Origin of the sequence: Streptomyces roseolus (assembly GCF_014649855.1) — a bacterium.
In the GTDB taxonomy this organism is placed as follows: Bacteria; Actinomycetota; Actinomycetes; order Streptomycetales; family Streptomycetaceae; genus Streptomyces; species Streptomyces roseolus.
Genome location: NZ_BMTV01000042.1, coordinates 26305 through 53081, shown reverse-complemented (window position 1 = coordinate 53081; position 26777 = coordinate 26305). Strand labels below are relative to the sequence as shown.

At 73.1% G+C, this 26777-nt stretch carries 26 protein-coding genes and 2 riboswitches; of the genes, 18 read left to right on the top strand and 8 right to left on the bottom strand.

The annotated features are described in order from the left end of the window. The first annotated feature begins 160 nt into the window (after positions 1 to 160). The 10 genes from clsA (at position 161) to IE245_RS33470 (ending at position 10490) form a co-directional block, all read left to right on the top strand. Positions 161 to 769 (top strand): cardiolipin synthase ClsA, encoded by a 609-nt coding sequence (clsA, locus tag IE245_RS33515; protein WP_189954614.1) that lies wholly within the window; start codon positions 161 to 163, stop codon positions 767 to 769. Positions 770 to 885: 116 nt separating this feature from the next. Next, positions 886 to 3381 carry a mannose-1-phosphate guanyltransferase gene (locus IE245_RS33510; RefSeq protein ID WP_189954612.1) on the top strand — a complete coding sequence of 832 codons (2496 nt, stop codon included), beginning with the start codon at positions 886 to 888 and terminating at the stop codon, positions 3379 to 3381. A gap of 101 nt (positions 3382 to 3482) precedes the next feature. Then, entirely contained in the window at positions 3483 to 4412 is a 930-nt protein-coding gene (locus tag IE245_RS33505; protein ID WP_229851933.1) for a DUF881 domain-containing protein, read from the top strand. Further along, positions 4409 to 4741: a small basic family protein gene (locus tag IE245_RS33500; RefSeq protein ID WP_030492461.1), complete on the top strand. Its 333-nt coding sequence runs from the start codon at positions 4409 to 4411 to the stop codon at positions 4739 to 4741. The genes IE245_RS33505 and IE245_RS33500 overlap by 4 nt, the downstream gene beginning before the upstream one ends. Before the next feature lie 5 nt (positions 4742 to 4746). After that, the gene (locus IE245_RS33495; protein ID WP_189954610.1) at positions 4747 to 5712 is read left to right on the top strand and encodes a DUF881 domain-containing protein; all 966 of its coding nucleotides are present in this window, start codon (positions 4747 to 4749) and stop codon (positions 5710 to 5712) included. A gap of 81 nt (positions 5713 to 5793) precedes the next feature. Further along, positions 5794 to 6714 (top strand): FHA domain-containing protein, encoded by a 921-nt coding sequence (locus IE245_RS33490; RefSeq protein ID WP_189954619.1) that lies wholly within the window; start codon positions 5794 to 5796, stop codon positions 6712 to 6714. 32 nt (positions 6715 to 6746) lie between these two features. Next, positions 6747 to 7505 (top strand): transcriptional regulator FtsR, encoded by a 759-nt coding sequence (gene ftsR, locus IE245_RS33485; protein WP_189954608.1) that lies wholly within the window; start codon positions 6747 to 6749, stop codon positions 7503 to 7505. Positions 7506 to 7595: 90 nt separating this feature from the next. Beyond that, a complete protein-coding gene (locus IE245_RS33480) occupies positions 7596 to 8063 on the top strand; it encodes a bifunctional nuclease family protein (RefSeq protein WP_030492457.1) in 468 nt (155 codons plus the stop codon). A gap of 233 nt (positions 8064 to 8296) precedes the next feature. Continuing rightward, positions 8297 to 8926, top strand: a complete 630-nt coding sequence (locus IE245_RS33475; RefSeq protein ID WP_189954606.1) for a MerR family transcriptional regulator — start codon at positions 8297 to 8299, stop codon at positions 8924 to 8926. Positions 8927 to 9056: 130 nt separating this feature from the next. Next, a complete protein-coding gene (locus IE245_RS33470; protein WP_189954604.1) occupies positions 9057 to 10490 on the top strand; it encodes a DNA polymerase IV in 1434 nt (477 codons plus the stop codon). An 11-nt stretch (positions 10491 to 10501) separates the two neighbouring features. Here the strand turns inward: IE245_RS33470 and IE245_RS33465 are convergent, their stop codons facing one another. Then, complete coding sequence (locus tag IE245_RS33465) at positions 10502 to 10873, bottom strand: PRC-barrel domain-containing protein (RefSeq protein ID WP_189954602.1); 372 nt, start codon at positions 10871 to 10873, stop codon at positions 10502 to 10504. Positions 10874 to 10986: 113 nt separating this feature from the next. Next, positions 10987 to 11085: riboswitch (glycine riboswitch) on the top strand. Next, a riboswitch (glycine riboswitch) is annotated at positions 11086 to 11202 on the top strand. It abuts the riboswitch before it with no gap. A 62-nt stretch (positions 11203 to 11264) separates the two neighbouring features. Here IE245_RS33465 and gcvP point away from each other — a divergent pair. Beyond that, the gene (gene gcvP / locus IE245_RS33460; protein ID WP_189954600.1) at positions 11265 to 14150 is read left to right on the top strand and encodes an aminomethyl-transferring glycine dehydrogenase; all 2886 of its coding nucleotides are present in this window, start codon (positions 11265 to 11267) and stop codon (positions 14148 to 14150) included. Between the two features lie 70 nt (positions 14151 to 14220). Here gcvP and IE245_RS33455 read toward each other — a convergent pair whose 3' ends face one another. Both IE245_RS33455 and IE245_RS33450 read right to left on the bottom strand, forming a co-directional pair. Continuing rightward, a complete protein-coding gene (locus tag IE245_RS33455; RefSeq protein ID WP_189954598.1) occupies positions 14221 to 14427 on the bottom strand; it encodes a DUF5999 family protein in 207 nt (68 codons plus the stop codon). A 329-nt stretch (positions 14428 to 14756) separates the two neighbouring features. Next, a complete protein-coding gene (locus IE245_RS33450) occupies positions 14757 to 15347 on the bottom strand; it encodes a hypothetical protein (RefSeq protein WP_189954596.1) in 591 nt (196 codons plus the stop codon). A gap of 603 nt (positions 15348 to 15950) precedes the next feature. On the opposite strand from IE245_RS33450, the gene IE245_RS33445 reads away from it, so the two are divergent. Together IE245_RS33445 and IE245_RS33440 are read left to right on the top strand one after the other, a co-directional pair. Next, positions 15951 to 17456, top strand: coding sequence for a glutamate-cysteine ligase family protein (locus IE245_RS33445; protein WP_189954594.1), 1506 nt, complete (start codon positions 15951 to 15953; stop codon positions 17454 to 17456). Positions 17457 to 17558: 102 nt separating this feature from the next. Further along, positions 17559 to 18359 carry a CPBP family intramembrane glutamic endopeptidase gene (locus tag IE245_RS33440; RefSeq protein ID WP_229851929.1) on the top strand — a complete coding sequence of 267 codons (801 nt, stop codon included), beginning with the start codon at positions 17559 to 17561 and terminating at the stop codon, positions 18357 to 18359. Positions 18360 to 18472: 113 nt separating this feature from the next. On the opposite strand, the gene IE245_RS33435 is transcribed toward IE245_RS33440, so the two are convergent. After that, positions 18473 to 19291, bottom strand: coding sequence for a PhzF family phenazine biosynthesis protein (locus IE245_RS33435; protein ID WP_189954592.1), 819 nt, complete (start codon positions 19289 to 19291; stop codon positions 18473 to 18475). Positions 19292 to 19450: 159 nt separating this feature from the next. On the opposite strand from IE245_RS33435, the gene IE245_RS33430 reads away from it, so the two are divergent. Next, positions 19451 to 20074 (top strand): PadR family transcriptional regulator, encoded by a 624-nt coding sequence (locus IE245_RS33430; protein ID WP_189954590.1) that lies wholly within the window; start codon positions 19451 to 19453, stop codon positions 20072 to 20074. A gap of 85 nt (positions 20075 to 20159) precedes the next feature. On the opposite strand, the gene IE245_RS33425 is transcribed toward IE245_RS33430, so the two are convergent. Together IE245_RS33425 and IE245_RS33420 are read right to left on the bottom strand one after the other, a co-directional pair. Continuing rightward, positions 20160 to 20588: a type II toxin-antitoxin system Rv0910 family toxin gene (locus IE245_RS33425; protein ID WP_189954588.1), complete on the bottom strand. Its 429-nt coding sequence runs from the start codon at positions 20586 to 20588 to the stop codon at positions 20160 to 20162. A gap of 70 nt (positions 20589 to 20658) precedes the next feature. Further along, positions 20659 to 20880, bottom strand: a complete 222-nt coding sequence (locus IE245_RS33420) for a hypothetical protein (RefSeq protein WP_169093701.1) — start codon at positions 20878 to 20880, stop codon at positions 20659 to 20661. A 195-nt stretch (positions 20881 to 21075) separates the two neighbouring features. On the opposite strand from IE245_RS33420, the gene IE245_RS33415 reads away from it, so the two are divergent. The 3 genes from IE245_RS33415 (at position 21076) to IE245_RS33405 (ending at position 23999) form a co-directional block, all read left to right on the top strand. Next, positions 21076 to 21699 carry a Clp protease N-terminal domain-containing protein gene (locus tag IE245_RS33415; RefSeq protein ID WP_189954586.1) on the top strand — a complete coding sequence of 208 codons (624 nt, stop codon included), beginning with the start codon at positions 21076 to 21078 and terminating at the stop codon, positions 21697 to 21699. A 91-nt stretch (positions 21700 to 21790) separates the two neighbouring features. Continuing rightward, on the top strand, positions 21791 to 22789 hold the full coding sequence (locus IE245_RS33410; protein WP_189954584.1) for an EamA family transporter: 999 nt from the start codon (positions 21791 to 21793) through the stop codon (positions 22787 to 22789). Positions 22790 to 22988: 199 nt separating this feature from the next. After that, positions 22989 to 23999, top strand: a complete 1011-nt coding sequence (locus tag IE245_RS33405; protein WP_189954582.1) for a DMT family transporter — start codon at positions 22989 to 22991, stop codon at positions 23997 to 23999. Positions 24000 to 24022: 23 nt separating this feature from the next. Here IE245_RS33405 and IE245_RS33400 read toward each other — a convergent pair whose 3' ends face one another. After that, positions 24023 to 24676 carry an FMN-binding negative transcriptional regulator gene (locus tag IE245_RS33400; RefSeq protein ID WP_189954580.1) on the bottom strand — a complete coding sequence of 218 codons (654 nt, stop codon included), beginning with the start codon at positions 24674 to 24676 and terminating at the stop codon, positions 24023 to 24025. Positions 24677 to 24686: 10 nt separating this feature from the next. Then, positions 24687 to 25391, bottom strand: a complete 705-nt coding sequence (locus IE245_RS33395; RefSeq protein ID WP_189954578.1) for a pyridoxamine 5'-phosphate oxidase family protein — start codon at positions 25389 to 25391, stop codon at positions 24687 to 24689. Between the two features lie 50 nt (positions 25392 to 25441). Here IE245_RS33395 and IE245_RS33390 point away from each other — a divergent pair, with 50 nt between their 5' ends. Continuing rightward, complete coding sequence (locus tag IE245_RS33390; RefSeq protein ID WP_229851927.1) at positions 25442 to 26776, top strand: aminotransferase class I/II-fold pyridoxal phosphate-dependent enzyme; 1335 nt, start codon at positions 25442 to 25444, stop codon at positions 26774 to 26776. The last annotated feature ends 1 nt before the right edge of the window (position 26777 follow it).

The window sequence follows — 26777 nt, the reverse complement described above, 5'->3', positions numbered from 1 at the left end:
GAGAGTAGGACGCCGCCGAACAATTATTGTGGGAAAGCCCCGCACCCTTGTGGTGCGGGGCTTTTCCGCGTTCACGGCCGACCCTGTGGGCAGGGCCGGCCGTGGTGGGAGGTAAGGTCAGGGGTCAACGTCGGTACGGTTCCCAGCAGGAGGCCCCCGGGTGGAGGTCCAGGAGACCGAGGTCCAGACGGACCGGGTCCTCACCATCCCCAACATTCTCAGCATGGCACGGCTTCTCGGCGTGCCGCTGTTCCTGTGGCTCATCCTCCGGCCGGAGTTCGGCGGGCCCAACAGCGATGTGTGGGCGCTGCTCGTGCTGATGCTCAGCGGTGTCAGCGACTACCTCGACGGCAAGCTCGCCCGGAAGTGGAACCAGATCAGCAGCCTCGGCCGGCTGCTGGACCCCGCCGCGGACCGGCTGTACATCCTGTCCACGCTGGTGGGCCTCACCTGGCGCGAGATCCTGCCACTGTGGCTGACCGCCGTGCTATTGGCGCGAGAAGCCATGCTGCTCGTCATGGTGGGAATCCTGCGCCGGCACGGTTACCCGCCGCCGCAGGTGAACTTCCTCGGGAAAGCTGCGACTTTCAACCTCATGTACGCCTTCCCGCTGCTGCTTCTCAGTGACGGAAACGGATGGCTGGCGTCACTCGCTGAAGTTTTCGGATGGGCTTTCGCTGTTTGGGGTACAACTCTGTATTGGTGGGCAGGGATCCTCTACGTGGTCCAGGTCCGCCGACTCGTGAAGGCGGATACCGCGGCCGATTGAGCCCGTCCGCCCCGTGCCGTGCAACGTCGCCGGCAGTAACGAGGGCGTCCGAGGCCCAGTGACCGAACTGGTTCGGCCGGCAGGACCGTCGTCTCTTCAAGGAGGACGCTTCCGACATGAAGGCCGTCGTGATGGCCGGTGGCGAAGGAACCCGCCTTCGCCCCATGACCTCGAGCATGCCCAAGCCCCTGCTGCCGGTGGTGAACCGGCCGATCATGGAGCACGTCCTGCGACTGCTCAAGCGGCACGGTCTCAACGAGACCGTCGTCACCGTGCAGTTTCTAGCGTCGCTCGTCAGGAACTACTTCGGGGACGGCGAGGAGCTCGGAATGGAGCTCACGTACGCCAACGAGGAGAAGCCGCTCGGCACAGCGGGCAGTGTGAAGAACGCGGAGGAGGCGTTGAAGGACGACGCCTTCCTCGTGATCTCGGGGGACGCCCTCACCGACTTCGACCTCAGCGACCTGATCCGTTTCCACAAGGAGAAGGGCGCCCTCGTCACCGTCTGCCTGACGCGCGTGCCGAATCCGCTGGAATTCGGTATCACGATCGTCGACGAGGAAGGGAAGGTCGAACGCTTCCTGGAGAAGCCGACCTGGGGGCAGGTCTTCTCCGACACCGTGAACACGGGCATCTACGTGATGGAGCCCGAGGTCTTCGACTACGTCGAAGCCGACGTCCCCGTCGACTGGTCCGGTGACGTCTTCCCGAAGCTCATGAAGGAAGGCAAGCCGATCTACGGCTATGTCGCCGAGGGCTACTGGGAGGACGTCGGCACCCACGAGAGCTACGTCAAGGCGCAGGCCGACGTGCTCGAGGGCAAGGTCCAGGTCGACATCGACGGCTTCGAGATCTCGCCCGGCGTGTGGGTCGCCGAGGGGGCGGAGGTGCACCCCGACGCGGTGCTGCGCGGGCCGCTGTACATCGGCGACTACGCCAAGGTCGAGGCCGGCGCCGAGATCCGGGAGCACAGCGTCATCGGCTCCAACGTGGTGGTCAAGACCGGGGCCTTCCTACACAAGGCGGTCGTCCACGACAACGTCTACATCGGGCAGCAGAGCAATCTCCGTGGCTGTGTGATCGGCAAGAACACCGACGTCATGCGGGCGGCCCGGATCGAGGACGGCGCCGTCATCGGCGACGAGTGCATGATCGGTGAGGAATCGATCGTGCAGGGCAACGTCCGGGTCTATCCCTTCAAGACCATCGAGGCCGGTGCCTTCGTCAACACCTCGGTGATCTGGGAGTCCCGCGGCCAGGCCCACCTCTTCGGGGCGCGCGGCGTCACGGGGATCCTGAACGTCGAGATCACCCCGGAGCTGGCCGTGCGGCTGGCGGGCGCGTACGCGACGACGCTGAAGAAGGGCTCCACCGTCACCACCGCGCGCGACCACTCGCGCGGCGCGCGTGCCCTCAAGCGAGCCGTCATCTCGGCGCTCCAGGCCAGTGCCATCGACGTCCGCGACCTGGAGAACGTGCCGCTGCCGGTGGCCCGCCAGCAGACCGCGCGGGGAAGCGCCGGCGGGATCATGGTGCGCACCTCCCCGGGAGTACCGGACTCCGTCGACATCATGTTCTTCGACGAGCGGGGCGCGGACCTGTCCCAGGCGGGACAGCGGAAGCTGGACCGGGTGTACGCGCGGCAGGAGTACCGGCGTGCCTTCCCCGGAGAGATCGGCGACCTGTCGTTCCCGGCGAGCGTCTTCGACTCGTACACCGGCTCCCTGCTGCGGAACGTCGACACGACCGGCATCGCGGAAGCCGGGCTCAAGGTCGTCGTGGACGCGTCCAACGGAAGCGCGGGGCTCGTCCTGCCGAGCCTGCTCGGACGGCTCCAGGTGGATTCGCTGACCATCAACCCCGGGCTCGACGAGTCGCGGCCCACCGAGTCCGTGGAACGGCGGCGGGCCGGGCTCGTACGGCTCGGGGAGATCGTGGCGTCGGCGCGGGCCGCGTTCGGAGTGCGGTTCGACCCGGTGGGCGAGCGGCTGTCGCTCGTCGACGAACGGGGACGGATCATCGAGGACGACCGGGCGCTGCTGGTGATGCTCGACCTGGTGGCGGCCGAGCGGCGGTCGGGCCGGGTGGCGCTGCCGGTGACCACGACCCGCATCGCCGAGCAGGTGGCGGCGTACCACGGCACCCAGGTGGAGTGGACCACCACCTCGCCCGACGACCTGACGCGGGTCGGCCGGCAGGAGTCGACGATCTTCGGTGGGGACGGGCGCGGCGGGTTCATCGTGCCCGAGTTCAGCAGCGTCTTCGACGGGGCCGCGGCCTTCGTGCGGCTCATCGGGCTCGTGGCGCGGACGCAGCTCACCCTGAGCCAGATCGACGCCCGGATCCCGCGGGCGCACGTGATCAAGCGGGACCTCGCGACGCCGTGGGCGGTGAAGGGCCTGGTCATGCGGCGGGTCGTCGAGGCGGCCGGCAGCAGGTCGGTGGACACCACCGACGGCGTGCGGGTCGTGGAGGCCGACGGGCGGTGGGTGATGGTGCTGCCGGACCCGGCGGAGGCCGTCACCCATCTGTGGGCGGAGGGGCCCGACGACACCTCCGCGCAGGCGCTGCTCGACGAGTGGGCGCAGGTGGTCGAGAGCGCGGGCCGCTGACGGCAAGGCGGAGCGCGGCCGGGCGGCGTCCTCGTGGCGCCGCCCGGCCCTTCCCGGGGGCCATTCGGCGGTAGGGCGTGCGACGTGCGACGATGTGCGGCATGTCGCAGCAGCCCCCCGTTCGGAGCACCGGTTCTCCGCCCCCGCGCCCGGACGCGTCGATGTCGCTGCTGAACAACGTCATCGACCACGCGCTGGACGACGGGTACGCGGAGGCGACCGCGCGACGCAAGGCCGAGGGCGGCGCCCTGCCCAAGCCGCTGCGGGCCAAGCTGGGGCTCGCGGCCGGTCTGGTGCTGGCCGCCGCCGTGGTGACGGTGGGCGCCGCCGAGGCCCGTGTCTCGGCCCCCGTCGTCGCCAAGGAGCGGCAGGAGCTCATCGACCGGATCGAGGACGAGAACGCGGCGGCCGACGGCCTGGAGCGGGACGTCGAGCGGATCCGCCAGGAGGTCGGCGACCGGCAGCGGGCGGCGCTCGAACAGCACGGCGGCGACCAGGCGGAACTGGTCGCCCTGCTCTCCGGCGCCACCGCCGTGCACGGCCCCGGGGTGAAGCTCGTCGTCGACGACGCCAAGGGGTCGGACAGCGGGGGCGGCGGGCCGCGTGAGAGCGCCGGCTTCTCCGACACCGGGCGGGTGCGCGACCGCGACATGCAGCGAGTGGTCAACGGGCTCTGGGAGTCCGGCGCGGAAGCCGTGTCGATCAACGGCCAGCGCCTGACCACGCTCTCCGCGATCCGGGCCGCCGGTGACGCCGTACTCGTCGACAACCGGCCGCTCGTGCCGCCTTACACCGTCCTCGCGGTCGGGGACGGGCAGCGGCTGAGCACGGCCTTCCAGGACAGCGCCGACGGGCAGTACCTGCACGCGCTGGTGGAGAACTTCGGGATCCGCAGCAGCATCTCGGTCGAGGGCGCGCTGAGCCTGCCGGCCGCGCCGAGCCTGATCGTACGTACAGCAGAGCCGAGGGGGGCCGGGGCGGCGACGCCCTCCGGACGCGCCACGGCCGACAAGGGGAAGGCAACATCGTGATCGCCGTACTGGGCCTGATCGTCGGAGTCGTGGCGGGACTGCTGGTCCGGCCCGAGATCCCGGCGGTCGTCGAGCCCTATCTCCCGATCGCCGTGGTCGCCGCCCTCGACGCGGTCTTCGGCGGCCTGCGGGCCATGCTCGACGGGATCTTCGTCGACAAGGTCTTCGTCGTCTCCTTCCTGTCGAACGTGGTCGTGGCCGCGCTGATCGTCTTCCTCGGCGACAAGCTCGGCGTCGGCGCGCAGCTCTCCACGGGTGTCGTCGTCGTGCTCGGCATCCGGATCTTCTCCAACGCGGCCGCGATCCGCCGCCATGTCTTCCGGGCGTGAGGCCGATGAGTGTGAACCCGAACGAGAAGCCGGAAGAGGGCGGCGAGAAGCCGGAGACCCCCGAGACGCCGGCGAAGCCCGAGACGCCGGTCGTGCCCGGGACGCCGGCGAAGCCCGTGACACCCGAGAAGCCCGCGACGCCCGAGAAGCCCGCGACGCCCGAGAAGCCGGTGGCGCCGGCCGTGGAGGGCGGTGAGAGCGCTCCCGCGGCCTCTGCGGCCGCCCCGGGCGAGGGAGCGGCTGCCGGGGCGCCGAGCGGCCGTCGGCGGCTCGCGGACGCCCTGTGGCCGCCGCGGGTCACGCGGGCCCAGCTCGTCGTGGCGCTGCTGCTCGCCTGCCTGGGCTTCGGCCTCGCCATCCAGGTCTCCTCGACCAGCGAGGGCAGCGCCCTGCGCGGGGCGCGGCAGGAGGACCTCGTACGGATCCTCGACGAGCTCGACGACCGTACGCAGCGCCTGGAGGACGAGAAGGCGCGCCTCGAGAAGCAGCGGTCGGAGCTGGAGTCCAGCTCCGACCAGGCCGAGGAGGCCCGCCGGCAGACGCAGGAGAAGGAGCGGCAGCTCGGCATCCTGGCCGGCACGGTGGCGGCCGAGGGGCCGGGCATCACACTGACCGTGACCGACCCGGTCGGCGCGGTCGAGTCCGACATGCTGCTCGACGCCATCCAGGAGCTGCGGGCGGCCGGTGCGGAGGCGATCCAGGTCGACGGCGTGCGCGTGGTCGCCAACAGTTATTTCACCGGTGGCGGTGAAGACATGCGGATCGATGGAACGCCGGTGACCGCTCCGTACGTCTTCAAGGTCATCGGCAAGCCCGAGGATCTCGAGCCCGCGCTCAACATCCCCGGTGGAGTCGTCCAGACCCTCGAGAAGGAGCAGGCCACGGCCACGGTGGAGCGGTCGGCGAAGATCGTCGTCGACGCCTTGCGACCCGCGAAGCGGCCTGACTACGCTCGGTCGTCCTCCCCGTGAGAGAGGGGGCGGGGGGTCCCGCGACATGGGCTGGAGCGTTGCGGGGGGTCGGCGCACCACAACGGTGGTGCGTGGTGGAAACTGTCCGGAGGATACGGACGTTGTGAAGGTGTCCGGGTCGGCAGGTGTGATGGATCTCGGTTCGTCCTGCCCCACGGGCGGGTCTGTTTCGGTCAAGGGGAATCGCCCGTGAAGTTGTTTGCGAAGTTGTTCGGCAAGAGCGCACGCGAGGACGGCGGCAACGCCAGGCACCGCGCGCCGCGCCACGCCCAGAGCGAGGAGCAGGGCGGCGAGCGCCCGCTCTTCCGTGACGAGGTCGGTGGTCAGGGCGCGTCGTCTGTTGACCCCGCCGGTGCCGCGCGCATAGGTTTCGGTGAACCATCGACCTCAAGTACGGGTGGAGGGTTTACCCCCGATCCGTACGCGACCCAGACCTCCGCGGGGCAGCCGCGGCAGGAGGACGCGTCCATGCCGGTGTGTACGAGGTGCGGTCACCGCAATACGGCGGACAGCCGGTTCTGCTCCCACTGCGGCACGCCGCTGCGGGGCGGGGTCGCCGCCGAGCGTCCCTCCGAGACGACGTCGACGATCTCGATCTCGGGTCTGGAGGCGTACGACGCGGAGACCACCGGCCAGATCGCGATGCCGGCGCTGTCCCCCGAGGCCCTCGCGGCCGTCGAGGCGCTGCCGCCGGGCTCCGCGCTCCTGGTCGTGCGCCGCGGTCCGAACTCCGGCAGCCGCTTCCTCCTGGACGGCGAGCTGACGACGGCCGGCCGGCACCCGCAGAGCGACATCTTCCTGGACGACTTCACGGTCTCCCGGCGGCACGTGGAGTTCCGCCGGCGCCAGGACGGCAGCTTCACCGTCGCCGACGTGGGCAGCCTCAACGGCACCTACCTCAACCGCGAGCCGATCGACACCGACGTGGTGCTCAACAACGGCGACGAAGTGCAGATCGGCAAGTACCGGCTGGTCTTCTACGCGAGCCAGCGAGGCGTCTGACACGCCTGGCGGAGAACCTTCAGGAAAGGTCCATGGTGCGAACACCGACGGGCGGTGCCGGATCCGGCACCGCCACCGCGGGCGACCGGCTGGTGAGTATCGGCACCGTGCTGACCCAGTTGCGGGACGAGTTTCCCGAAGTGACGATCTCCAAGATCCGTTTCCTGGAGGCCGAGGGGCTCGTCGAGCCGCGCCGTACGGCCTCCGGGTACCGGAAGTTCAGCCCGGAGGACGTGGAGCGGCTCGCCGCCGTCCTGCGGATGCAGCGGGACCACTACCTTCCGCTGAAGGTCATCCGGGAGCACCTCGACGCGCTCGCCCGGGGCGAGCAGGTGAAGCTCCCGGTCCCCGGCCGGCGCCGTGACCTGCTGGACGGGCTGCTCGACGGTCCGGTGGACGACGAGGCGGGCGAGCGGCCGACCGCGGCGCGCCTCGGCCGGGCCGAGCTGGTCGCCGCCGCCGGGGTCACCGACGCCGACTTGACGGAGTGGGAGTCGTACGGCCTGATCGCCGAGAGCGAGGGCGGCGGCTACGACCCGGAGAGCGTCACCGTCGCCAGGATCGTCGCCGACCTCGGCCGGTTCGGGCTCGAGCCCCGGCACCTGCGGGGCGTGAAGGCCTCCGCGGACCGGGAGGCCGGGCTGATCGAGCAGGTCGTGGCGCCGTTGCGCCGGCACCGCAACCCGCAGACCCGGGCGCACGCCGAGGAGACGGCCGCCGACCTGGCGCAGCTCTCGGTGCGGCTGCACGCCGCCCTGGTGCAGACGGCGCTCGGAATCCGCCTCCAGTGACGGTTCCGGAGCGCTTCGCGGCGGGGGGCGGGGGCCGCTGAGCGGGGGCCCGACTATCCAAACCGGTCGGGCACGTCCTAGGGTTGCTGTGTGAACGAGCTCGACGTTGTGGGTGTCCGGGTGGAAATGCCCTCCAACCAGCCGATCGTGCTCCTGCGCGAGGTGGGGGGCGATCGGTACCTGCCCATCTGGATCGGACCCGGCGAGGCGACCGCGATCGCCTTCGCCCAGCAGGGCATGGCCCCGCCGAGGCCGCTGACGCACGACCTCTTCAAGGACGTGCTGGAGGCCGTGGGGCAGGAGCTGACCCAGGTCCGCATCACCGATCTGCGGGACGGGGTCTTCTACGCCGAGCTGGTCTTCGCCAGCGGCGTGGAGGTGAGCGCGCGGCCGTCCGACGCGATAGCGCTGGCGCTGCGGACCGGTTCGCCGATCTTCGGCAGCGACGGCGTCCTCGACGACGCCGGGATCGCGATCCCCGACGAGCAGGAGGACGAGGTGGAGAAGTTCCGCGAATTCCTCGACCAGATCTCTCCGGAGGACTTCGGGAGCCAGTGAGGGGCCCGCTCCCGGGCCCGGTGGGCGGCGCTCCCGGCGGGGGCGCGCCCTGAGCGGGCCGGGGCGGCCGGGCGGCTCCGTCGGCGCATTCGAGTAGCCTTTCCCCGGAGTGGGTCACGTGAAACCACTCTCTGGGTGATTATCACTCGGCGTGCCGAGTGTGGCGATCGTTGACGCACCCCTAGTGACTGCCTACCTTCGAGTGGGCAGGTCAAGGACGGAGGGTCGGCGTGATGAGCAGCGCGGACGGTACGGCAGGGAGCTCGCTCGGACGCGCGTCCGGGGAGAGCGCCGCGTATCCGCTTCACGGCAGTGTGGGCGACTTCGGTGGCTTCGGGGCGGAGACGGCGGGCGCCGGGGTGGCGGACGAGGCGATCGGATACCGGGGCCCCACGGCCTGCGCGGCCGCCGGCATCACCTACCGCCAGTTGGACTACTGGGCGCGCACCGGGCTCGTCGAGCCGAGCGTGCGGCCCGCGTACGGCTCCGGCACGCAGCGGCTCTACAGCTTCCGGGACGTCGTCGTCCTGAAGATCGTCAAGCGGTTCCTCGACACGGGCGTCGCCCTCCAGAACATCCGGGCCGCCGTGCAGCACCTGCGCGCCCGCGGTTTCCGCGACCTCGAGCGGATGACGCTGATGAGCGACGGTGCGACCGTCTACGAGTGCTCCTCGCCCGACGAGGTCGTCTCGCTGCTCCAGGGCGGGCAGGGCGTCTTCGGCATCGCGGTGGGCGTCGTGTGGCGGGACGTCGAGGCGGCGCTCTCGCAGCTGCACGGGGAGCGCGTCGACACCGGGGAGACGCTGGTGGGGCACAACCCGCAGGACGAGCTGGCGCGACGGCGGCGCGACCGGGCCGTCTGAGGGGCTCCCGGGCGGGGCGTGCGGACGCGGGACTCCGGGCGCCTTTCCCGGACGTCCGGGAGCGGGGCCGTCGTCACGGCGGCCGTTCTCACAGCGGCCGTTGTCAGTGGTGTGGGGCAGGATCGGGGGTGTGAGAGCCGCCCCCACGATCCTCCATCTCGACATGGACGCCTTCTTCGCCGCCGTCGAGCAGGCGTCGAAGCCGAGCCTGCGCGGGAAGCCCGTGGTCGTGGGCGGCCTCGGGCCGCGCGGAGTGGTCGCCACCGCCTCGTACGAGGCGCGGCGCTTCGGCGTGCACTCGGCGATGCCGATGGGACAGGCGCGGCGGCTCGCGCCCCACGCCGCGTACCTGGTGCCGCGCTTCGCTTTCTACCGGGCGATCAGCGGGCAGGTGATGGGGTTGCTCGGGCGGCTGTCGCCGCTGGTGGAGCCGCTCAGCCTCGACGAGGCCTTCGTGGACCTGGAGGCCGGCGGGCTCGCGGACGACAGCGCGAGCGCGCGGGCCGTGGGGGAGCGGCTGCGCGCGGAGATCCTGGCGACGACGGGGCTGACGGGCTCGGTGGGGCTCGCGGGGTCCAAGATGCTCGCGAAGATCGCCTCCGAGGAGGCCAAGCCGGACGGCCTGGTGCTGTTCGAGCCGGGGACCGAGCGGGCGCTCCTCGCGCCGCGGTCCGTGCGCATCGTCCCGGGGGTCGGACCGGCCACCGGTGACCATCTGCGGCGGGCCGGGATCACCACGGTCGCCGACGTCGTGGAGGCCGGCGAGGACGAGCTCGTACGGATCCTGGGGCGGTCGCACGGGGCCTCGCTGTACCGGATGGCGCTGGGGCACGACGGGCGGCCGGTGGTGGCCGAGCGGGACGCGAAGTCGGTCTCGGTGGAGGACACCTTCGACGTCGACCTGCACGACCGGCCGCGGATCCGGCTGGAGGTGGAGCGGCTCGCGGAGCGGTGCGTGGAGCGGCTGCGGCGCTCGGGGCACTCGGGGCGGACGATCGTGCTGAAGGTGCGGCGGTACGACTTCTCGACGCTGACGCGGTCCGAGACGCTGCGGGGGCCGACGGACGACCCGCTGGTGGTGCGGGAGGCGGCGGAGCGGCTCCTGGAGCTCGTGGACACGACGGGCGGGGTGCGGCTCCTCGGGGTGGGGGTGAGCGGGCTCGCCGACTACACGCAGGAAGATCTCTTCGCCCAGGCGGAAGCGGAAGCCGGGGCCGGGACCGGGGCGGGGGGCCACGAGGGGGGCGGGCAGGCGGAGGCCGACGAGGGCGTGGTGCCGTCGGTGGCCGCCGCCGCGCCGCCGACCGCCACCGGGACCGCGGCGCGGCGGTGGGCGCCGGGGAACGACGTGCGGCACGCGGTCCTCGGCGCGGGCTGGGTGCAGGGCAGCGGGCTCGGGCGGGTCACCGTCCGCTTCGAGGAGCCCGGGAGCACGGCTCCGGGGCGGGTGCGCACCTTCTCGGTGGACGACCCGGAGCTGGAGCCGGCCGATCCGCTGCCGCTGGTGCCGGGAGGGGTGACGGGGGCGGAGCCCGCCGTCCCGGTCGTCCGCACGGGCGACTGACGCCGCAGGACCTACGCGGGGTCCTCCTGGCCCGCGATCCGGCCGAAGTCCGGGATCGTCTCCGGCGGGGGCGGGAGGGTCAGTTCGTAGTGGCGGTAGAGCTGGAGCTCCTGCTCGGGGGAGAGGTGGCGGCCCACGCCGAAGTCCGGGGCGTCCTTGATCAGGGAGCGCTCGAAGGGGATGTGGAGGCCGTCTTCGGCCAGCTCGCTCGGCCCCAGGGGGACGAACGCGTCCCTGCTGAACAGGCCGGTGCGGACGGCGGCCCACTCGGGGATCCCGGTCGCGTCGTCCAGGTACACCTCGTCCACGGTTCCGATCTTGTGTCCGTTCCGGTCGAACGCCTTGCGGCCGATCAGGCTGCGCGGATCGATGTCGGTCTGCACGGTCCCTCCAACTGGTCGCAACTGCTCTACACCCCTACGAAAGTGCACATCCGGGATGTCGGCCACTTGAGCGAAGGGAGCGACAACCGCGCTGGTAGGCTGGCTGTGGCTGTCGACACCGTGCGGGAGAGTCCATCGGAGAGGTTTCCGGTGGCGCCGAAGGAGCAAATCCTCCCCGGAATCTCTCAGGCACCCGGTACCGCGCGGGCGAGGTCACTCTGGAAAGCAGGGCGGGAGTCCGACGGCATCCGCTCTCACCGACGGTGAAAGCCGGCGTGCCCACGGGCGTGCCGGTGAAGCTCTCAGGTTGAGATGACAGAGGGGGAGGCCGTCCGGGCACCCGCGCCGTGGTGCCCCTCGCAGGTCGTGACGACCAGGAGGCCCCCGCATCATGACCGCCAACCGCACCCCGCTCTCCGAGCTCGAGCAGGGCATCCCCTTCGAGCAGCGGCACATCGGACCCGACGCCGAGGCGCGGGCCAAGATGCTCGCCCAGGTCGGCTTCGGTTCGCTCGACGAGCTGACGGCCGCCGCGGTGCCGGACGTCATCAAGAACGCCGAGGCGCTGGCCCTGCCCGGCGCCCGCACCGAGGCCGAGGTCCTCGCCGAGCTGCGCGCCCTCGCCGGCCGCAACGAGGTCCTGGCCCCGATGATCGGCCTCGGCTACTACGGCACCTTCACCCCGCCGGTGATCCTCCGCAACGTCATGGAGAACCCGGCCTGGTACACGGCGTACACGCCCTACCAGCCGGAGATCTCGCAGGGCCGCCTGGAGGCGCTGCTCAACTTCCAGACGATGGTCGCCGACCTCACCGGTCTGCCGACCTCCGGCGCCTCCCTCCTCGACGAGGGCACCGCCGCCGCCGAGGCCATGGCGCTCGCGCGCCGCGTCGGCAAGGTCAAGAACGGCGTCTTCCTGGTCGACGCCGACGCCCTGCCGCAGACCATCGCCGTCATCGAGACCCGCGCCGAACCGACCGGCGTCGAGGTCGTCGTCGCCGACCTGAGCGAGGGCATCCCCGCCGAGATCGCCGAGCGCGGCGTCTTCGGCGTGCTCCTCCAGTACCCCGGCGCCTCCGGCGCGGTCCGCGCCATCAAGCCGCTGATCGACGCCGCCCACGAGCTCGGCGCGATCGTCACCGTCGCCGCCGACCTGCTCGCGCTCACCCTGCTCGAATCGCCCGGCTCGCTCGGCGCGGACATCGCCGTCGGCACCACCCAGCGCTTCGGCGTCCCCATGGGCTTCGGCGGCCCGCACGCCGGCTACATGGCCGTCCAGGACAAGCACGCCCGCTCCCTTCCCGGCCGCCTCGTCGGCGTCTCCGTCGACGCCGACGGCAACAAGGCGTACCGTCTCGCACTCCAGACCCGCGAGCAGCACATCCGCCGCGAGAAGGCCACCAGCAACATCTGCACCGCCCAGGTGCTCCTCGCCGTCATGGCCGGCATGTACGCCGTCTACCACGGTCCGGACGGTCTCAAGCAGATCGCGCAGCGCACCCACCGGTACGCCGCGATCCTCGCCGCCGGCCTCACCGCCGGGGGCGTGGAGCTCACCCAGGGCGCCTTCTTCGACACCGTCACCGCCCGCGTGCCGGGCCGCGCCGACGCCGTCGTCGCCGCCGCCCGCGATGCCGGCGTCAACCTGTACCGCGTCGACGCCGACCACGTCTCCGTCTCCTGCGACGAGACCACCGGCCGCGAGCAGCTCGCCGCCGTCTGGGCCGCCTTCGGCGTCACCGCCGACATCGAGGCGCTCGACGCCGCCACCGAGGACGCCCTCCCGGCCGCGCAGCTGCGCTCCGACGCGTACCTCACCCACCCGGTCTTCCACGCGCACCGCTCCGAGACCTCGATGCTGCGCTACCTGCGCCGCCTCGCGGACCGCGACTACGCGCTCGACCGCGGCATGATCCCGCTCGGCTCCTGCACCATGAAGCTGAACGCGACCACCGAGATGGAGCCGGTGACCTGGCCCGAGTTCGGCCAGATCCACCCCTTCGCGCCGATCGACCAGGCCCAGGGCTACGTCACGCTCATCACCGAGCTGGAGGAGCGCCTGGCCGAGGTCACCGGCTACGACAAGGTCTCCATCCAGCCGAACGCCGGTTCGCAGGGCGAGCTGGCCGGTCTCCTCGCGGTCCGCGCCTACCACCGCGCCAACGGCGACGAGCAGCGCACCGTCTGCCTCATCCCGTCCTCCGCCCACGGCACCAACGCCGCCTCCGCCGTGATGGCCGGCATGAAGGTCGTCGTCGTGAAGACCGCCGAGGACGGCGAGGTCGACGTCGAGGACCTGCGCGCCAAGATCGCGCAGTACCGCGACGAGCTCTCCGTGCTGATGATCACCTACCCGTCGACGCACGGCGTCTTCGAGGAGCACGTCGCCGACATCTGCGCCGAGGTACACGAGGCCGGCGGCCAGGTGTACGTCGACGGCGCCAACCTCAACGCGCTGGTCGGCCTCGCCAAGCCGGGACACTTCGGCGGCGACGTCTCGCACCTCAACCTGCACAAGACCTTCTGCATCCCGCACGGCGGCGGCGGCCCCGGCGTCGGCCCGGTCGGCGTCCGCGCCCACCTCGCCCCGTACCTGCCGAACCACCCGCTCCAGCCCACCGCGGGCCCGGAGACCGGTGTCGGCCCGATCTCGGCCGCCCCGTGGGGCTCGGCCGGCATCCTGCCGATCTCCTGGTCGTACGTCCGCCTGATGGGCGGTGAGGGCCTCAAGCGCGCCACCCAGGTCGCCGTCCTCGCGGCGAACTACATCGCCAAGCGCCTGGAGCCGCACTACCCGGTCCTCTACACCGGCCCGGCCGGGCTCGTCGCCCACGAGTGCATCGTCGACCTGCGCCCGCTGACCAAGGCGACCGGCGTCACCGTCGACGACATCGCCAAGCGCCTGATCGACTACGGCTTCCACGCCCCGACCATGTCCTTCCCGGTCGCCGGCACGCTGATGATCGAGCCGACCGAGTCCGAGGACCTGGCCGAGCTGGACCGTTTCTGCGACACGATGATCGCGATCCGCGCCGAGATCGAGAAGGTCGGCTCCGGCGAGTGGCCGGCCGAGGACAACCCGCTGCGCAACGCCCCGCACACCGCGGCCGCGCTGGGCGGCGAGTGGGCCCACGCCTACGAGCGCGACGTGGCGGTCTTCCCGGCCGGCGTCTCGGCCGCCGACAAGTACTGGCCGCCGGTCCGCCGCATCGACGGCGCCTTCGGCGACCGGAACCTGGTCTGCTCCTGCCCGCCGCTGGACGAGTACGACCACTGAGCGACGGCATGACGGAGGGCCGGTCCGGAGTCACCTCCGGGCCGGCCCTCGGCGCTTCCCGGGCCGCCGCTCAGGCCGCCGTGGTCACCCGGCCCGCCGTCAGCGGCCGGTGCGGAGCGATGATCTGCCCGTCCGGCAGCAGTTCGCCGGTGTCCTCGAAGAGCAGGACACCGTTGCACAGCAGGCTCCATCCCTGCTCCGGGTGGCACGCCACCGGAGCGGCGGCCTCACGGTCGGCGGAGTCGGCGGTGGGACAGGCAGGCTGGTGCTGGCACATGGATGGGTTCTTTCGCTGCGTCGTGGTGGATGTCCTGCGGCTCTTCGCGCTCATGGCCGCCCCCGTCGGTCGGTTCGGTTCCGGTCCCAGTCTTGCCGCACGGACGCTCTTCCGCAGGTATTTCGCGTCAGCTCGTCCGCTCCTGGTAAGACGCATCACCCGCAGGGGCGGTTCAGGTCAACGCCCCCGCCCTTTCGGGTGGTTCGGGGTGGCCCGAGTGGGCTAGTCCGTCCGGGAGGGGTGTTCGGAAACGGCGTTCGGGCACCGGCCGCGGACAGCCGTGCGCCCCGTGACCCGGGCGGGTCACGGGGCGGTGCGTCCGGGCTCCGTCAGGCGGACGCGGCGGAGCCGAGCAGCGGCGGCGGGGCGAGGCGGGTGCTGAGCACCGGCAGCAGATCGGCCACCCGGTAGGGACGGTTGGCGGCGATGCCGGGCGGCGCGGGCGCGAGCGGGAGCAGGACGTCGGCGGATTCCGCGCCCGGCTCCGTGTCGTCGGGGTCCGGCTCGGCGTGCAGCCAGAGCGTCAGCATGTACAGCTCCGGTACCGAGAGGAGTCGCGGCTCGTACGTGCCGGGCAGCGCCTCGGCCTGGACCAGCGCCCGTTCCGTGGCGGCGATGTACGGCCCCTCGAAGAAGTGCGAGAAGGACCAGCCGTCCGGCGTGAGCATGGTGTCCGCGGCGGCGATCGCACGGTCCCCGCTGCGGATCAGGAACCGCCAGCCGACGAGCCGGGTGCCGGGCTCGTGTCCCGGGGCTCCGGAGATCCTCAGTACGTGCACGGGCAGCGGGAGTTCGGGGCTCAGCGGTCCCGCGGCGGCCCGCAGGGCCGGGGTGCGGGCCTCTCGGACGGCCGTGGGCGAGCCCAGTGCCGCGAGGACACTGCGCAGGGCGGGCGCGGGGGCCGGGGAGGGTCGGAGCATCGTGTGGGTCGCCTCTCGCTCAGGAGACACGGGGATACGGATACGGGTGCGGGTTCCTGGTACCGGTCTCGGTACGGCTCTCGTGCGGTGCTGGTCCGTACCGGTCTCGGTACGGGTCCTGGTACGGCGATGCGCGGCGGCGGGGCCGGGTACGACGGCGCTGTCGCGACGGGGGCGGAGCGGGGGGCCACGGGTCGTGGCCGTACGCCGGCGCTCTGCCTCGTCCGCGGAGTTTATACGACACGTGTTCAGAGATTGTTTCCGCTAGACCCGGCCGATATTCCTGACAAGGCGTCATCAGGTCGTATCCGTCGGGTGGCGCGGCGGAATCGGAGCGAGGACAGGATCTCCGCCCTCACATTCCCCGGCAAGCCGGACGCCAGAATTCCGAAAGCCCTGTCCGACCGCGCCGGGAGGCAATATGACAGTGGTATATGTCCCTGACCGGTCCGAAGGCGGAGATCCGCGCGGGCACCGGCAGGTTCGTACCAGACTATCCGTGGAGCGGCCGGAAACGCAGGCGTTGTCGATCAGTGGCGTGGGCATCATCGTCCGTACGCGCGGCCCCGACCGGTGGCCGCTCCACGCGGGAGGGACGCCTCGATGGGGGAGAAGGTCGTGACGGACGGGTTCGGCCCGGCCGACCGGCAGCGCTACCGGCGCAAGCTCCAGCAGTGTCTGGCGGGGCTCGCCCGGCTCCTCGCGGAACAGCGCTTCGACCGTCCGCGCAACCTCATGGGCGTCGAGATCGAACTCAATCTCGCGGGCTCCGACGGACTCCCGAGGATGCTGAACGAGGCCGTCCTGGAAAAGATCGCCAGCACCGATTTCCAGACCGAACTGGGAATGTTCAACCTGGAAGTGAACATCGCCCCGCGCGGGCTCGGCGGCCACGTTTTCGACCGGCTCGCGGAAGAGCTGCGAACGGGCCTGGGATATGCCGACCGGCAGGCCGCCGAACTCGACGCCGGGGTCCTCATGATCGGGATACTGCCGACCCTCACCCAGCACGACCTGGTCTTCGAGAACCTTTCCTCGGCCGACCGCTACGCCCTGCTCAACGACCAGATCCTGGTCGCCCGCGGGGAGGGGATCACCGTCGACATCCAGGGCGTCGAAAGGCTCCGGCACACCTCTGAGTCGATCATCGCGGAGGCCGCCTGCACCTCCGTGCAGCTCCACCTCCAGGTGACGCCGGCCCGCTTCGCCTCCGTCTGGAACGCGGCCCAGGCGGTGGCCGGCGTGCAGATAGCCCTCGGCGCCAACTCGCCCTTCGTCTTCGGCCGGGAGGTGTGGCGCGAGTCCCGCCCGCCGCTCTTCACGCAGGCGACCGACACCCGCCCGCCCGAACTCCAGTCCCAGGGCGTCCGGCCGCGCACCTGGTTCGGCGAGCGGTGGGTGGACTCGGTGTACGACCTCTTCGAGGAGAACGTGCGCTACTTCCCCTCGCTGCTGCCGCTGTGCGACGAGGAGGATCCGCTGCGCGTCCTCGACGAGGGCGGGGTGCCGCAGCTCAAGGAGCTCGTCCTGCACAACGGCACGGTCTACCGCTGGAACCGGCCGGTCTACGGCTGGGTCGACGGCGTTCCGCACCTGCGGGTCGAGAACCGGGTCCTGCCCGCCGGCCCCACCGTCACCGACGTCATCGCCAACGCCGCCTTCTACTACGGGCTGGTCCGCTCGCTCGCCGACGAGCCGCGCCCGCTGTGGAAGCGGATGGACTTCGCGGACGCCGAGGCCAACTTCGACGCGGCCTGCCGCCACGGCATCGAGGCGGAGCTGCGCTGGCCCCGGCCGGGGCGCGCGGGCGGCGTCGCGAGCCGGCCGGCCGTGCGGCTCGTCCTCGACGAGCTGCTGCCGCTGGCCGCGGCGGGGCTCGACGCCTGGCACGTCGACCCGGCCGACCGCGACTTCTACCTGGGCGTCATCGAGCAGCGGTGCCGCCGCCGGGTCAACGGAGCGTCCTGGCAGGCCGCCACCTTCCACCAGGCCCTGGACGCCGGCCTCGACCGGGACGCGGCCCTGGCGGCCACGACCCGGCGGTACCGGGCGCTGATGCTGGAGGGCGAGCCGGTGCACACGTGGCCGGTGGGGGTGGCGGGAGCCTGAGCCCGCCCGGGATGGCGCTCCGGGCGGGCCGTCGCGCATGATCGTCGTACGGGGACCACGGTCCGGTCCCCGGGACGGTCGTGACGCGAACGGGAGACGGGTGTGGTGGCGGAACAACGGGCGGTGGACACCGGCCCGCCCGGGGGCGGTCTGTCGCGCCGGGTGCTGGGCTCCGAGACCCTCATCGTGCTGGCGCTCTCGCTCGGTGCGAGCGCGGTCTCCTCGCTGATCAGCTTCGTCGGCTCGCTGACCCGGCCCGGCGCGCTCAAGGAGCAGGCGGCCACCCTCAACGGCTCCTATGCCCCCGGGCGCCCCTGGCTCGACCTCACCTGGCAGCTCTTCGGCATCGCCACGGCGCTCGTCCCGGTGGTGCTCGTCGCCCATCTGCTGACGCGGGAGGGCTCCGGACTGCGGGCCATCGGTTTCGACCGGACCCGGCCCTGGCCCGACCTCGGGCGCGGTGCGCTGGTGGCGGCCGGCATCGGCAGCGCGGGCCTCGCCTTCTACCTCGCGGCCCGGGCCTCCGGCTTCAACCTCACGGTGGTCCCCGAGTCGCTGCCGGACGTGTGGTGGAAGTACCCGGTCCTGATCCTCTCGGCGATCCAGAACTCCGTCCTGGAAGAGGTCATCGTCGTCGGCTACCTGCTGCGCCGGCTCGATCAGTTGGGCTGGACGCCGATGCGCGCCCTGGTGGCGAGCTCGGTGCTGCGCGGCTCGTACCACCTCTACCAGGGCATCGGCGGCTTCATCGGCAACATGGTGATGGGCGTCGTCTTCGTGCTGCTCTACCGCCGCTGGGGGCGGGTGGGACCGCTGGTGGTCGCCCACGCGCTGCTCGACATCGTGGCCTTCGTCGGCTACGGGCTGCTGGCCGGGAAGGTGGACTGGCTGCCCACCGTGTGAGCGCGGGACCGAGGGGGCCGGAGGGGCGTGCGGCAGTGGAGCCGTACGCCCCTCCGGCGTTTCCGGGCGGGCTCCGGGCCGGCGGAGCCCCGCCCGGAGCCCTTCCGGGCTCCTCAGGCGTGCAGTTCGCCCTCGATGACCGTCACGGCGTGCCCGGTCAGGAGGGTGCGGTCGCCGCGCAGCCGGGTGCGGACCAGGCCGGTGCGGGCGCCGCCCTGGAAGCCGGTCAGCTCGTCGCGGCCGAGGCGGGCGGACCAGTACGGCGCGAGCGCGGTGTGGGCGCTGCCGGTGACCGGGTCCTCGTCGATGCCGACGGCGGGGAAGAAGCCGCGCGAGACGAAGTCGTAGCCGGCCGCGGGGTCGGCGGCGAGCGCCGTCGCGATCACCCCGCGCGTGGAGAGGGCCCTGAGCGCCGCGTGGTCGGGAGCGAGGCCGCGGACGGCGGCCTCGTCGCGCAGCTCGACGACGAGGTCGCCGATGTGGGCGGCGGTGTCGTGGACGGCGACGATCTCGGCGCCGAGCGCCTCCGCCAGGCCGTCCGGGGCCGGGACCGGCGTGAGCGAGGAGGTCGGGAAGTCCATGGTGATGCCGCCGTCGGCCCCGGTGGCGGCGCCGAGGACGCCCGAGCGGGTGGCGAAGCGGACCGGTCCGGTGGCGGCCCCGGTGGCGTGCAGGACGTGGGCGGTGGCGAGGGTGGCGTGGCCGCACATGTCGACCTCGGTGGTCGGGGTGAACCAGCGCAGCGCCCAGTCGGCCTCGCCGCCGGCGGGCAGCGGGTGGGCGAAGGCGGTCTCGGAGAGGTTGACCTCGGCGGCGACCTTCCGCAGCCAGTCGTCCTCCGGGAAGGAGTCGGCGGAGTCGAGGAGGAGGACTCCGGCGGGGTTGCCGGAGAAGGGCCGGTCGGTGAAGGCGTCGACGATTCGGATGCGCATGGCACGGACCGTACCGGCGGGTGGAGGGCGCGGGCGCAGGCCAATCGGGGATCTCTGGACCGGTCGGGGACAGTCGGTGTGTTGCTCGCTGAACAGTTCCGATATATCGTTGAAGCATCGCGACAGTTCGGCGATGAAGCTCACGGAAGGAGCGTTGCGATGCGTACTCACGGACACGGACACGGCCGCGAAGGCGGCCCCGGGCGCGGTTTCGGCGGGCCCGGACCGCGGGGCGAATTCGAGGGACGGCGTGCCGCCTTCGGGCCCTTCGGCCCCGGCTTCGGCGGCGGGCCCGGTTTCGGCGGAGGCCCCTTCGGGCGCGGTCGCGGGGGCGGCCGGGGGAGGGCGCGCCGCGGCGATGTGCGCGCCTCGATCCTGGCGCTGCTCAAGGACCGCCCGATGCACGGCTACGAGATGATCCAGGAGATCGGGGAGCGCAGCGGCGGGGCCTGGAAGCCCAGTCCCGGCTCGGTCTACCCGACCCTCCAGCTGCTGGAGGACGAGGGGCTGATCGTCAGCGCGAGCGAGGGCGGCAAGAAGCTCTTCTCGCTCACCGACTCCGGACGCGAGGAGGCCGAGGCCGGTGCCGGGGCCCCCTGGGAGGAGGTCGGCCGCGGCGTCGACTGGGAGGCGATGAACGAGGTCCGGCAGGCCGGTTTCGGGCTGATGGAGGCCTTCGGCCAGGTCTGGAAGACCGGCAGCGCCGAGCAGCGGACGAAGGCCGTCGAGGTCATCAACGAGGCCCGGAAGAAGCTGTACCTCATCCTCGCCGACGAGCACTGAGCCGCCCCGGAGCCGGCGGCGGTGCGGGAAGGGAGGGCCCCTCGGCGGCGTGCGCCGCCGAGGGGCCCTCCTCGCGTGTGCGGGGTCAGGCGACCAGGCCCGCGAGCCTGCGCAGCGACTCGTTCAGGGCCGCCGTCGCCGAGTCCTTCGGCTTCCCGGCCATCAGGGAGACCGCCGCGCCGGTGAACTCGCCGTCGACGCGGACCGTCGTCGCCCCGTTCGCGTCCGCCAGTGAGGAGCGGGTGCCGACGGTCACCCCCATCGGGTCCTTGCCGCGGATGGCGAGGGCCCGCCCGTCCTCCAGCTCCTCGACCGTCCACAGCACCTCGGCCGGGAAGCCCATGAGCTTCATGTTCTCGGTGAAGGTGGAGCCGGCGGCCAGACTCTCCGGGCCGCCGTCCGGGAAGTCGGTGTGGGCGGCGTTCCACTCCCCGTACGAGCCGAAGTCGGTGAGGCGTTCCCACGCCTTCCCGGCCGGTGCCTCGATCCGTGCCTCCGCGGTGACTTCGGCCATGACGGCCACCCCTTCACGCGTGCCCGCTGGGTTCTGGTGTCGCGGAACGTAGCCGGAGGGGCGTGAACCTTCAATACTGATGAACCGTTAGTTCCGCGGTGGCCGGACCCGTACCGCCGATCCACCGGATCTCGGCCGCGTCGAAGCAGTCCGAGACCCGCGGACCGCCGTCCTCCTCGTGGCAGTGGAACGCGGCCCAGAACAGATCGCCCGGCAGCGCCTCCCGGGGTGCGTACACCCGGTACACGAACTGCCGGCCGTCACGCGCGGGGAGACCGACCATCCAGAACACACAGGAAGGACGCTCGGCGGCGGCTCGTGGTTGCGATCGGGCCGCGAGGCAAGGCGGCGCGCGCCGCGCGAGGGAAATCGCCCGGATCTCCTCCCCGAGGAGGAGGAGTCGCACGGGTGCGCACGACTCCGGTGGGACGCGGACATGGTTCTCCCGTGTGATGACCCGCGCGGGCGCGGCTGATGAGGTGGCAGGGTGCACCCTTCCGTCCCGTCCCGCCCCTTCGCGCCCCCGGCTCCCGCCGGGCCTCCGCCGCTCCTCGCCACCGTGCTCGGCGCAGCCCGCCGCCGGGCCCTGCGGGACGGCGACCGGCAGGTCGACACCGCCCACCTGCTGCACGCCCTGGTCGAGTCCGACCCCGAGGCCCGCGCCGCCTTCGACGGCGAGGAGCGGGTCGCCCGGGTCCTCGGCTACCTCGTCCAGCGCTCGATCGGATACGGGCTCCGCTGGCAGCGCTCCGCCGAGGGCGACGCCGCCCCGCGTCCGCTGCCCGCCGTGAGGGCCGGGGAGGGGGCGCGCCGCCGCACCTCCCGCTGGTCGCCCGCGGCGGCGGCCGCCCTGGAGGAGGCCCTGCGGCGGGCCGCCGCGCGCGGCGAGGAGCAGCCCCACGGGCTCGACCTGCTGGCCGGGCTCGCCGCCGACCCCGCCAGCAGGGCCGGCGAGGTGCTGCGGCACGCCGGGATCGACCCGCCGGTGCTCGGCGCCCGCGCCGTGGCGCTCGCCTCGGCCGTCGCGCCGCGCGGGTCCGCGGCCGGCGCACTCGACGGCGAGGAACCGGCGTCCGGCGACGGGGTGGCGGAGCGGAGCGCGGAGGGGTGAGTTCCGGCGCCGGGGAGGGGTTCCCCGGAGCGCCGTCTCAACAGGTGCGACAGGGGTTACGCGCCTGACCGCCTCCTGTCATCATGGCCCGATGCACGCGTCTCAGGGGAGAAGCGCCGGCCTGGGACTCGCCCTGGCCTCGGCCTTCGCATTCGGTGGTTCGGGAGTGGCGGCCAAGCCGCTGATCGAGGCAGGACTCGATCCGCTCCACGTCGTCTGGCTCCGGGTGGCCGGCGCCGCACTCGTCATGCTGCCCGTGGCCTGGCGCCACCGGGACCTGCTGCGCCGCAAGCCCGGCCTCCTGACCGGTTTCGGCCTCCTCGCCGTCGCCGGCGTCCAGGCCTTCTACTTCGCCTCGATCTCCCGGATCCCGGTCGGCGTCGCCCTCCTCATCGAGTACCTCGCCCCGGCCCTCGTCCTCGGCTGGGTCCGCTTCGTCCAGCGGCGGCCGGTCACCCGCGCCGCGGCCCTCGGCGTGGTGCTCGCCGTCGGCGGTCTCGCCTGTGTCGTCCAGGTCTGGTCCGGGCTGAGCTTCGACCTCCTCGGACTGCTGCTCGCGCTCGCCGCCGCCTGCTGCCAGGTCGGCTACTTCGTCCTCTCCGACCAGGGCACCGACGAGGCCGAACCCGCCGACCCGCTCGGGGTGATCGCGTACGGACTGCTCATCGGCGCGCTCGTGCTCACCGTGATCGCCCGCCCGTGGGGCATGGACACCTCCGTCCTGGCCGGCCGTGCAGACCTCGGCGGGAGCTCCGTGCCGGCCTGGACGCTGCTCGGCTGGATCGTCCTCATCGCCACCGTCCTCGCCTACGTCACCGGCGTCGTCTCGGTGCGCCGGCTCTCGCCGCAGGTCGCCGGGGTCGTCGCCTGCCTGGAGGCGGTCGTCGCGACCGTCCTCGCCTGGGTGCTGCTCGGCGAGCACCTGGAGGCCCCGCAGCTCGCCGGCGGCGCGCTCGTCCTCGTCGGCGCCTTCATCGCCCAGTCCGCCGCCCCCAAGTCCCCGCCCGAGGGGCCGGTCGCCGGCTCCGACGGCGCGGGCCTCCCGGCCGGGCAGGAGGGGCAGTTGTCCGGCGGGAGGACCACCCCGTAGGGTGACGGCCATGCACGCGACCGTACTTCCGCCGCCCGTCGCCTAGCGCGCGCGGCTCCTTCCTCCCGAAGACGACCGACCGGGCTCGGGCGGGCGACACCTCGCCCCCGAGCGGTCCGTCGCTGCCCGCGCGCGGAGCAGGCGACCACCCTTCACCCCGGTCCGTCCGCACGGACGACCGTCTTCACGGAGAAACCACGTGTCGAACCCGCAGTCCCTCCCTGCCGCGCACCCCGCCCTGTCCGTCGGGCGGAGCCTGGTCCACCTCGTCGTCGCCGGCATCGCCTGGGGCACCGCCGGCGCCGCCGGCTCCCTCGTCTTCCGGAACAGCGACATGGGCCCCCTCGCCCTCTCCTTCTGGCGCTGCGCCGGCGGGCTCCTGCTGCTCCTCGCCGTCCCCGCGCTGCGCCGGCTGTGGAAGCGGCGGCCGCGCCCGTCCGGACGCGCCGCCGCGGCGGTCGCCGAGACGCGCCGGACGCGGCTGATCCGGATCGTCGGCACCGGCGTCGGGCTCGCGGTCTTCCAGACCGCCTACTTCGCCGCCGTCGAGTCCACCGGGCTCGCCGTCGGCACCGTCGTGACCCTCGGCGCCGGGCCCGTCCTCATCGCGGTCGGTGCCCGCGTCACCATGGGCGAGCGCCTCGGGCTCGGCGGCCTCGCGGCCGTCGTCGGAGCGCTCGCCGGGCTCGTCGTCCTCGTCCTCGGCGGCGGGGGAGCGGAGGTCCGGCTCGCCGGCGTCGGGTACGCGGTGCTGTCCGCCGCCGGATTCGCCGCCCTCACCCTGCTGACCCGGTGGCTTGGCCGGGACGGCGCCGGCGAGGCCGGTTCGCTCACGAGCACCGCGTGGACCTTCGGCGCCTCCGCGCTCGTCGTGCTGCCCCTGGCGGTCGTCGAGGGGCTGCTCCCGCACACCGAGGACGCCGTCCGGCTGCTGCTCCTGCTGCTGTACGTGGCGGCCATCCCGACCGCCCTCGCCTACGCGCTGTACTTCGCGGGCGCGGCGGTGGTCCGGGCCGCCACCGTCTCCGTGATCATGCTCCTGGAACCGGTCAGCGCCGCGCTCCTCGCCGTCACCCTCCTCGACGAGGAGCTGACGGCCACGACCGTGCTCGGCACCGTGCTGCTGCTCGCGGCCGTCACCGGGCTCGCCCTCGCGGAGGCCGGGACGGCGGCGCGGCGGCGCAGGGCCGTCGAGCCCGCGGCCGTGTAGCGCCGGCGGCCCGGGCCGACGGCTCAGCCGTCGGTCCCCGCGGCCGACCGGCGGAGCTGGTGGGCCCGGGCGGCGAGGTCGCCCGGGCCGGCCCGTTCCGCGAGCCGGGCCGAGACCCGGCGCCGCACCTCGGGCGCCTTGTTGCCCGCGTACTTGAACTTGGCGCGCACCTCCGACACCTCCAGGACGAGCCCCCGGATGCCGGGCAGCATCCGCCCGAAGGGGCCCTCGCCGGGCACGACGGGCGCGGTCCCGCCGTCCGGCTGGAAGTGGCCGACCTGCCGGTTCAGCAGCTCGGCCTTCTCCGCCGGGTCGTCCACCACGCGGGCGACGCAGTGCAGCTGCACCGCGGCGTAGTACGAGGTCGGGGTCCCGTGCTCGGGGGGCGTGCCCTCGGGCGCCGTCCAGGTGCCGGGGACGTACACGTAGTCGTCGACGACGCTGAGCAGGACCCGCGGGTTCGCCTCCAGGGCGCGCCACAGCGGGTTGGGGCGGGCGAGGTGGGTGAGGACGCGGCCGTACGGGCCCGGCTCCGCCTCGTACCGGAAGTGCGCGGGCTGCACCAGGGGCGGCTCGCCGGGCAGGCCGTTGGCGGCGATCTGGCCGAAGTCGTGGCGGGCGAGCCACTCCCGCCACTCGGTCTCGTCGGCGGCGGCGTCCCAGGGGTGGATGAGCATCGGGTGGTCCTCAGAGCGCGGTCAGGTAGGCGGGCGGGGCGATCGACGGGTCCAGGTCCGCCGACGGGACGGGGGCGCCGGTGCGCGGGGCGACCGGGACCACGCCCGCCCAGTGCGGCAGGGCCAGGTCCGCGGGGTCGTCGTTGGGGCCGCCGGTGCGGATCTTGGCGGAGACCTCCTCCAGGTCGAGCCGGACGACGGCGGTGGCGGCCAGCTCCTTGGCGTCGGCCGGCCGCGCGTCGGCGGCGCGGCCGGGGACGACCTGGTCGACGAGCGCGTCGAGCGCCGCGCGCAGCTCCTCGGGGTCGGTGACCTGGTGGGCGGTGCCGTGGACGACGACCGAGCGGTAGTTGAGGGAGTGGTGGAAGGCGGAGCGGGCGAGGACCAGGCCGTCGACGTGGGTGACGGTGAGGCAGACCGGGAGGCCGGGGTCCTCGGCGACGGTGCCGGGCTTCGGGGCGGCGGCCATGCGGAGCGGGCGGGAGCCGGTGGAGCCGTGGACGTACAGCCGCTCGCCTATCCGGCCGTAGAGGGTCGGGAGCACGACGGGGGCGCCGTCGCGCACGAAGCCGAGGTGGCAGACGTACCCCTCGTCGAGGATCGCGTGCACGACCGCCCGGTCGTAGGAGGCGCGCTTCCGGGAGCGGGTGGGCACGGTGCGGTCGGTGGGGGCGTAGCGGTCGTCGGTGGGGACGTGGCCGTCGGTGGCGCTCATGGTTCTGCTTCCCTTGCCCCTTCATATTGCACTAGTGCATAATGTCTTTTGTGCTAGGAGAGTATCGGATCGAGGGTCGTCGCGCATCGGAGATCGCCGCCAGCGTGGAGCGGGGCGTCGGGACCGGGGCGCTGGAGTCGGGCCATGTGCTGCCCCCCATGCGGGAGTTGGCGGCCGAGCTGGGGGTGAACCCGAACACTGTCGCCGCCGCCTACCGGACCCTGCGGGAGCGCGGGGTCATCGAGACCGACGGGCGGCGCGGCAGCCGGGTGCGTCCTCGGCCGGCCACCACCGCGCGCAACTCGCTGCGCGTCGAGGCGCCGCCGGGCGTCCGGGACATCGGCGGCGGCAACCCCGACCCGGCCCTGCTGCCGCCGCTCGGCGAGGCCTTCGCCGAGGCGGCCCGGCGGTACGCGGCGCGGCCCGGCCTGTACGGGGAGGCGCCCGTCGACCCCGACTTCGCGCGGCTCGCCCGGGCCGCGTTCGACGCGGACGGGGTGCCCGAGGGACCCGTCGGCGTCGCCTCCGGCTCGCTGGACGCGATCGAGCGGGTCCTCGCCGTGCACCTCAGGCCCGGGGACGCCGTCGCCGTCGAGGACCCGGGCTGGGGCAGCCTCCTCGATCTCGTACCCGCCCTGGGGCTGCGGCCCGTGCCGGTCGCCGTCGACGACGACGGGCCGCTCGCCGACCGGGTCGAGCGGGCCGTCACGCGCGACGGCGCCCGCGCGGTCATCGTCACCGACCGGGCGCAGAACCCCACCGGCGCCTGCCTCGGCGCCGAGCGCGCCGCGGAGCTGCGGCGGGTGCTCGCCGCGCACCCCGGGGTGCTGCTCGTCGAGGACGACCACGGCCACGGCATCGTCACCCGGCGGCTGCGGCCGCTCGCCGGGGTCACCGACCGCTGGGCGCTCGTCCGCTCGGTCGCCAAGGCGTACGGCCCCGACCTGCGCATCGCCGCCTTCACCGGCGACCCCGAGACCGTCGACCGGGTCCTCGGCCGGCAGCGTCTCGGCCCCGGCTGGGTCAGCCGCCTCCTCCAGCAGGCCGTCGTCCACCTGTGGACCACGGGCGCGGTCGACCCCGAGACCGTCGCCGACGCCTACAGGGAGCGGCGCGACGCCCTCGTCCGGGCGCTCGCCCGGCGGGGCGTCGAGGCGCACGGGCGCAGCGGCATGAACGTCTGGGTGCCCGTCGCCGACGAGACCGGCGCCGTCGCACGGCTGCTCTCCGCCGGCTGGGCGGTCGCGCCCGGCGCCCGCTTCCGCATCGCCTCCGGACCCGCCGTCCGCCTCACCGTCTCCCCCCTCGCCCCCGACGACATCGCCCCCCTCGCCGACGCCGTCGCCGCGGCCGCGGGGCCGGCCCCGGCCCGCACCCACGGCTGAC

Excerpts from the sequence above, each read along its gene's own strand:
- IE245_RS33510 (WP_189954612.1), top strand. The coding sequence starts at position 886 with ATGAAGGCCGTCGTGATGGCCGGTGGCGAAGGAACCCGCCTTCGCCCC.
- IE245_RS33505 (WP_229851933.1), top strand. The coding sequence starts at position 3,483 with ATGTCGCAGCAGCCCCCCGTTCGGAGCACCGGTTCTCCGCCCCCGCGC.
- IE245_RS33495 (WP_189954610.1), top strand. The coding sequence starts at position 4,747 with ATGAGTGTGAACCCGAACGAGAAGCCGGAAGAGGGCGGCGAGAAGCCG.
- ftsR (WP_189954608.1), top strand. The coding sequence starts at position 6,747 with ATGGTGCGAACACCGACGGGCGGTGCCGGATCCGGCACCGCCACCGCG.
- IE245_RS33475 (WP_189954606.1), top strand. The coding sequence starts at position 8,297 with ATGAGCAGCGCGGACGGTACGGCAGGGAGCTCGCTCGGACGCGCGTCC.
- gcvP (WP_189954600.1), top strand. The coding sequence starts at position 11,265 with ATGACCGCCAACCGCACCCCGCTCTCCGAGCTCGAGCAGGGCATCCCC.
- IE245_RS33455 (WP_189954598.1), bottom strand. The coding sequence starts at position 14,427 with ATGTGCCAGCACCAGCCTGCCTGTCCCACCGCCGACTCCGCCGACCGT.
- IE245_RS33450 (WP_189954596.1), bottom strand. The coding sequence starts at position 15,347 with ATGCTCCGACCCTCCCCGGCCCCCGCGCCCGCCCTGCGCAGTGTCCTC.
- IE245_RS33445 (WP_189954594.1), top strand. The coding sequence starts at position 15,951 with ATGGGGGAGAAGGTCGTGACGGACGGGTTCGGCCCGGCCGACCGGCAG.
- IE245_RS33435 (WP_189954592.1), bottom strand. The coding sequence starts at position 19,291 with ATGCGCATCCGAATCGTCGACGCCTTCACCGACCGGCCCTTCTCCGGC.
- IE245_RS33430 (WP_189954590.1), top strand. The coding sequence starts at position 19,451 with ATGCGTACTCACGGACACGGACACGGCCGCGAAGGCGGCCCCGGGCGC.
- IE245_RS33425 (WP_189954588.1), bottom strand. The coding sequence starts at position 20,588 with ATGGCCGAAGTCACCGCGGAGGCACGGATCGAGGCACCGGCCGGGAAG.
- IE245_RS33410 (WP_189954584.1), top strand. The coding sequence starts at position 21,791 with ATGCACGCGTCTCAGGGGAGAAGCGCCGGCCTGGGACTCGCCCTGGCC.
- IE245_RS33400 (WP_189954580.1), bottom strand. The coding sequence starts at position 24,676 with ATGCTCATCCACCCCTGGGACGCCGCCGCCGACGAGACCGAGTGGCGG.
- IE245_RS33395 (WP_189954578.1), bottom strand. The coding sequence starts at position 25,391 with ATGAGCGCCACCGACGGCCACGTCCCCACCGACGACCGCTACGCCCCC.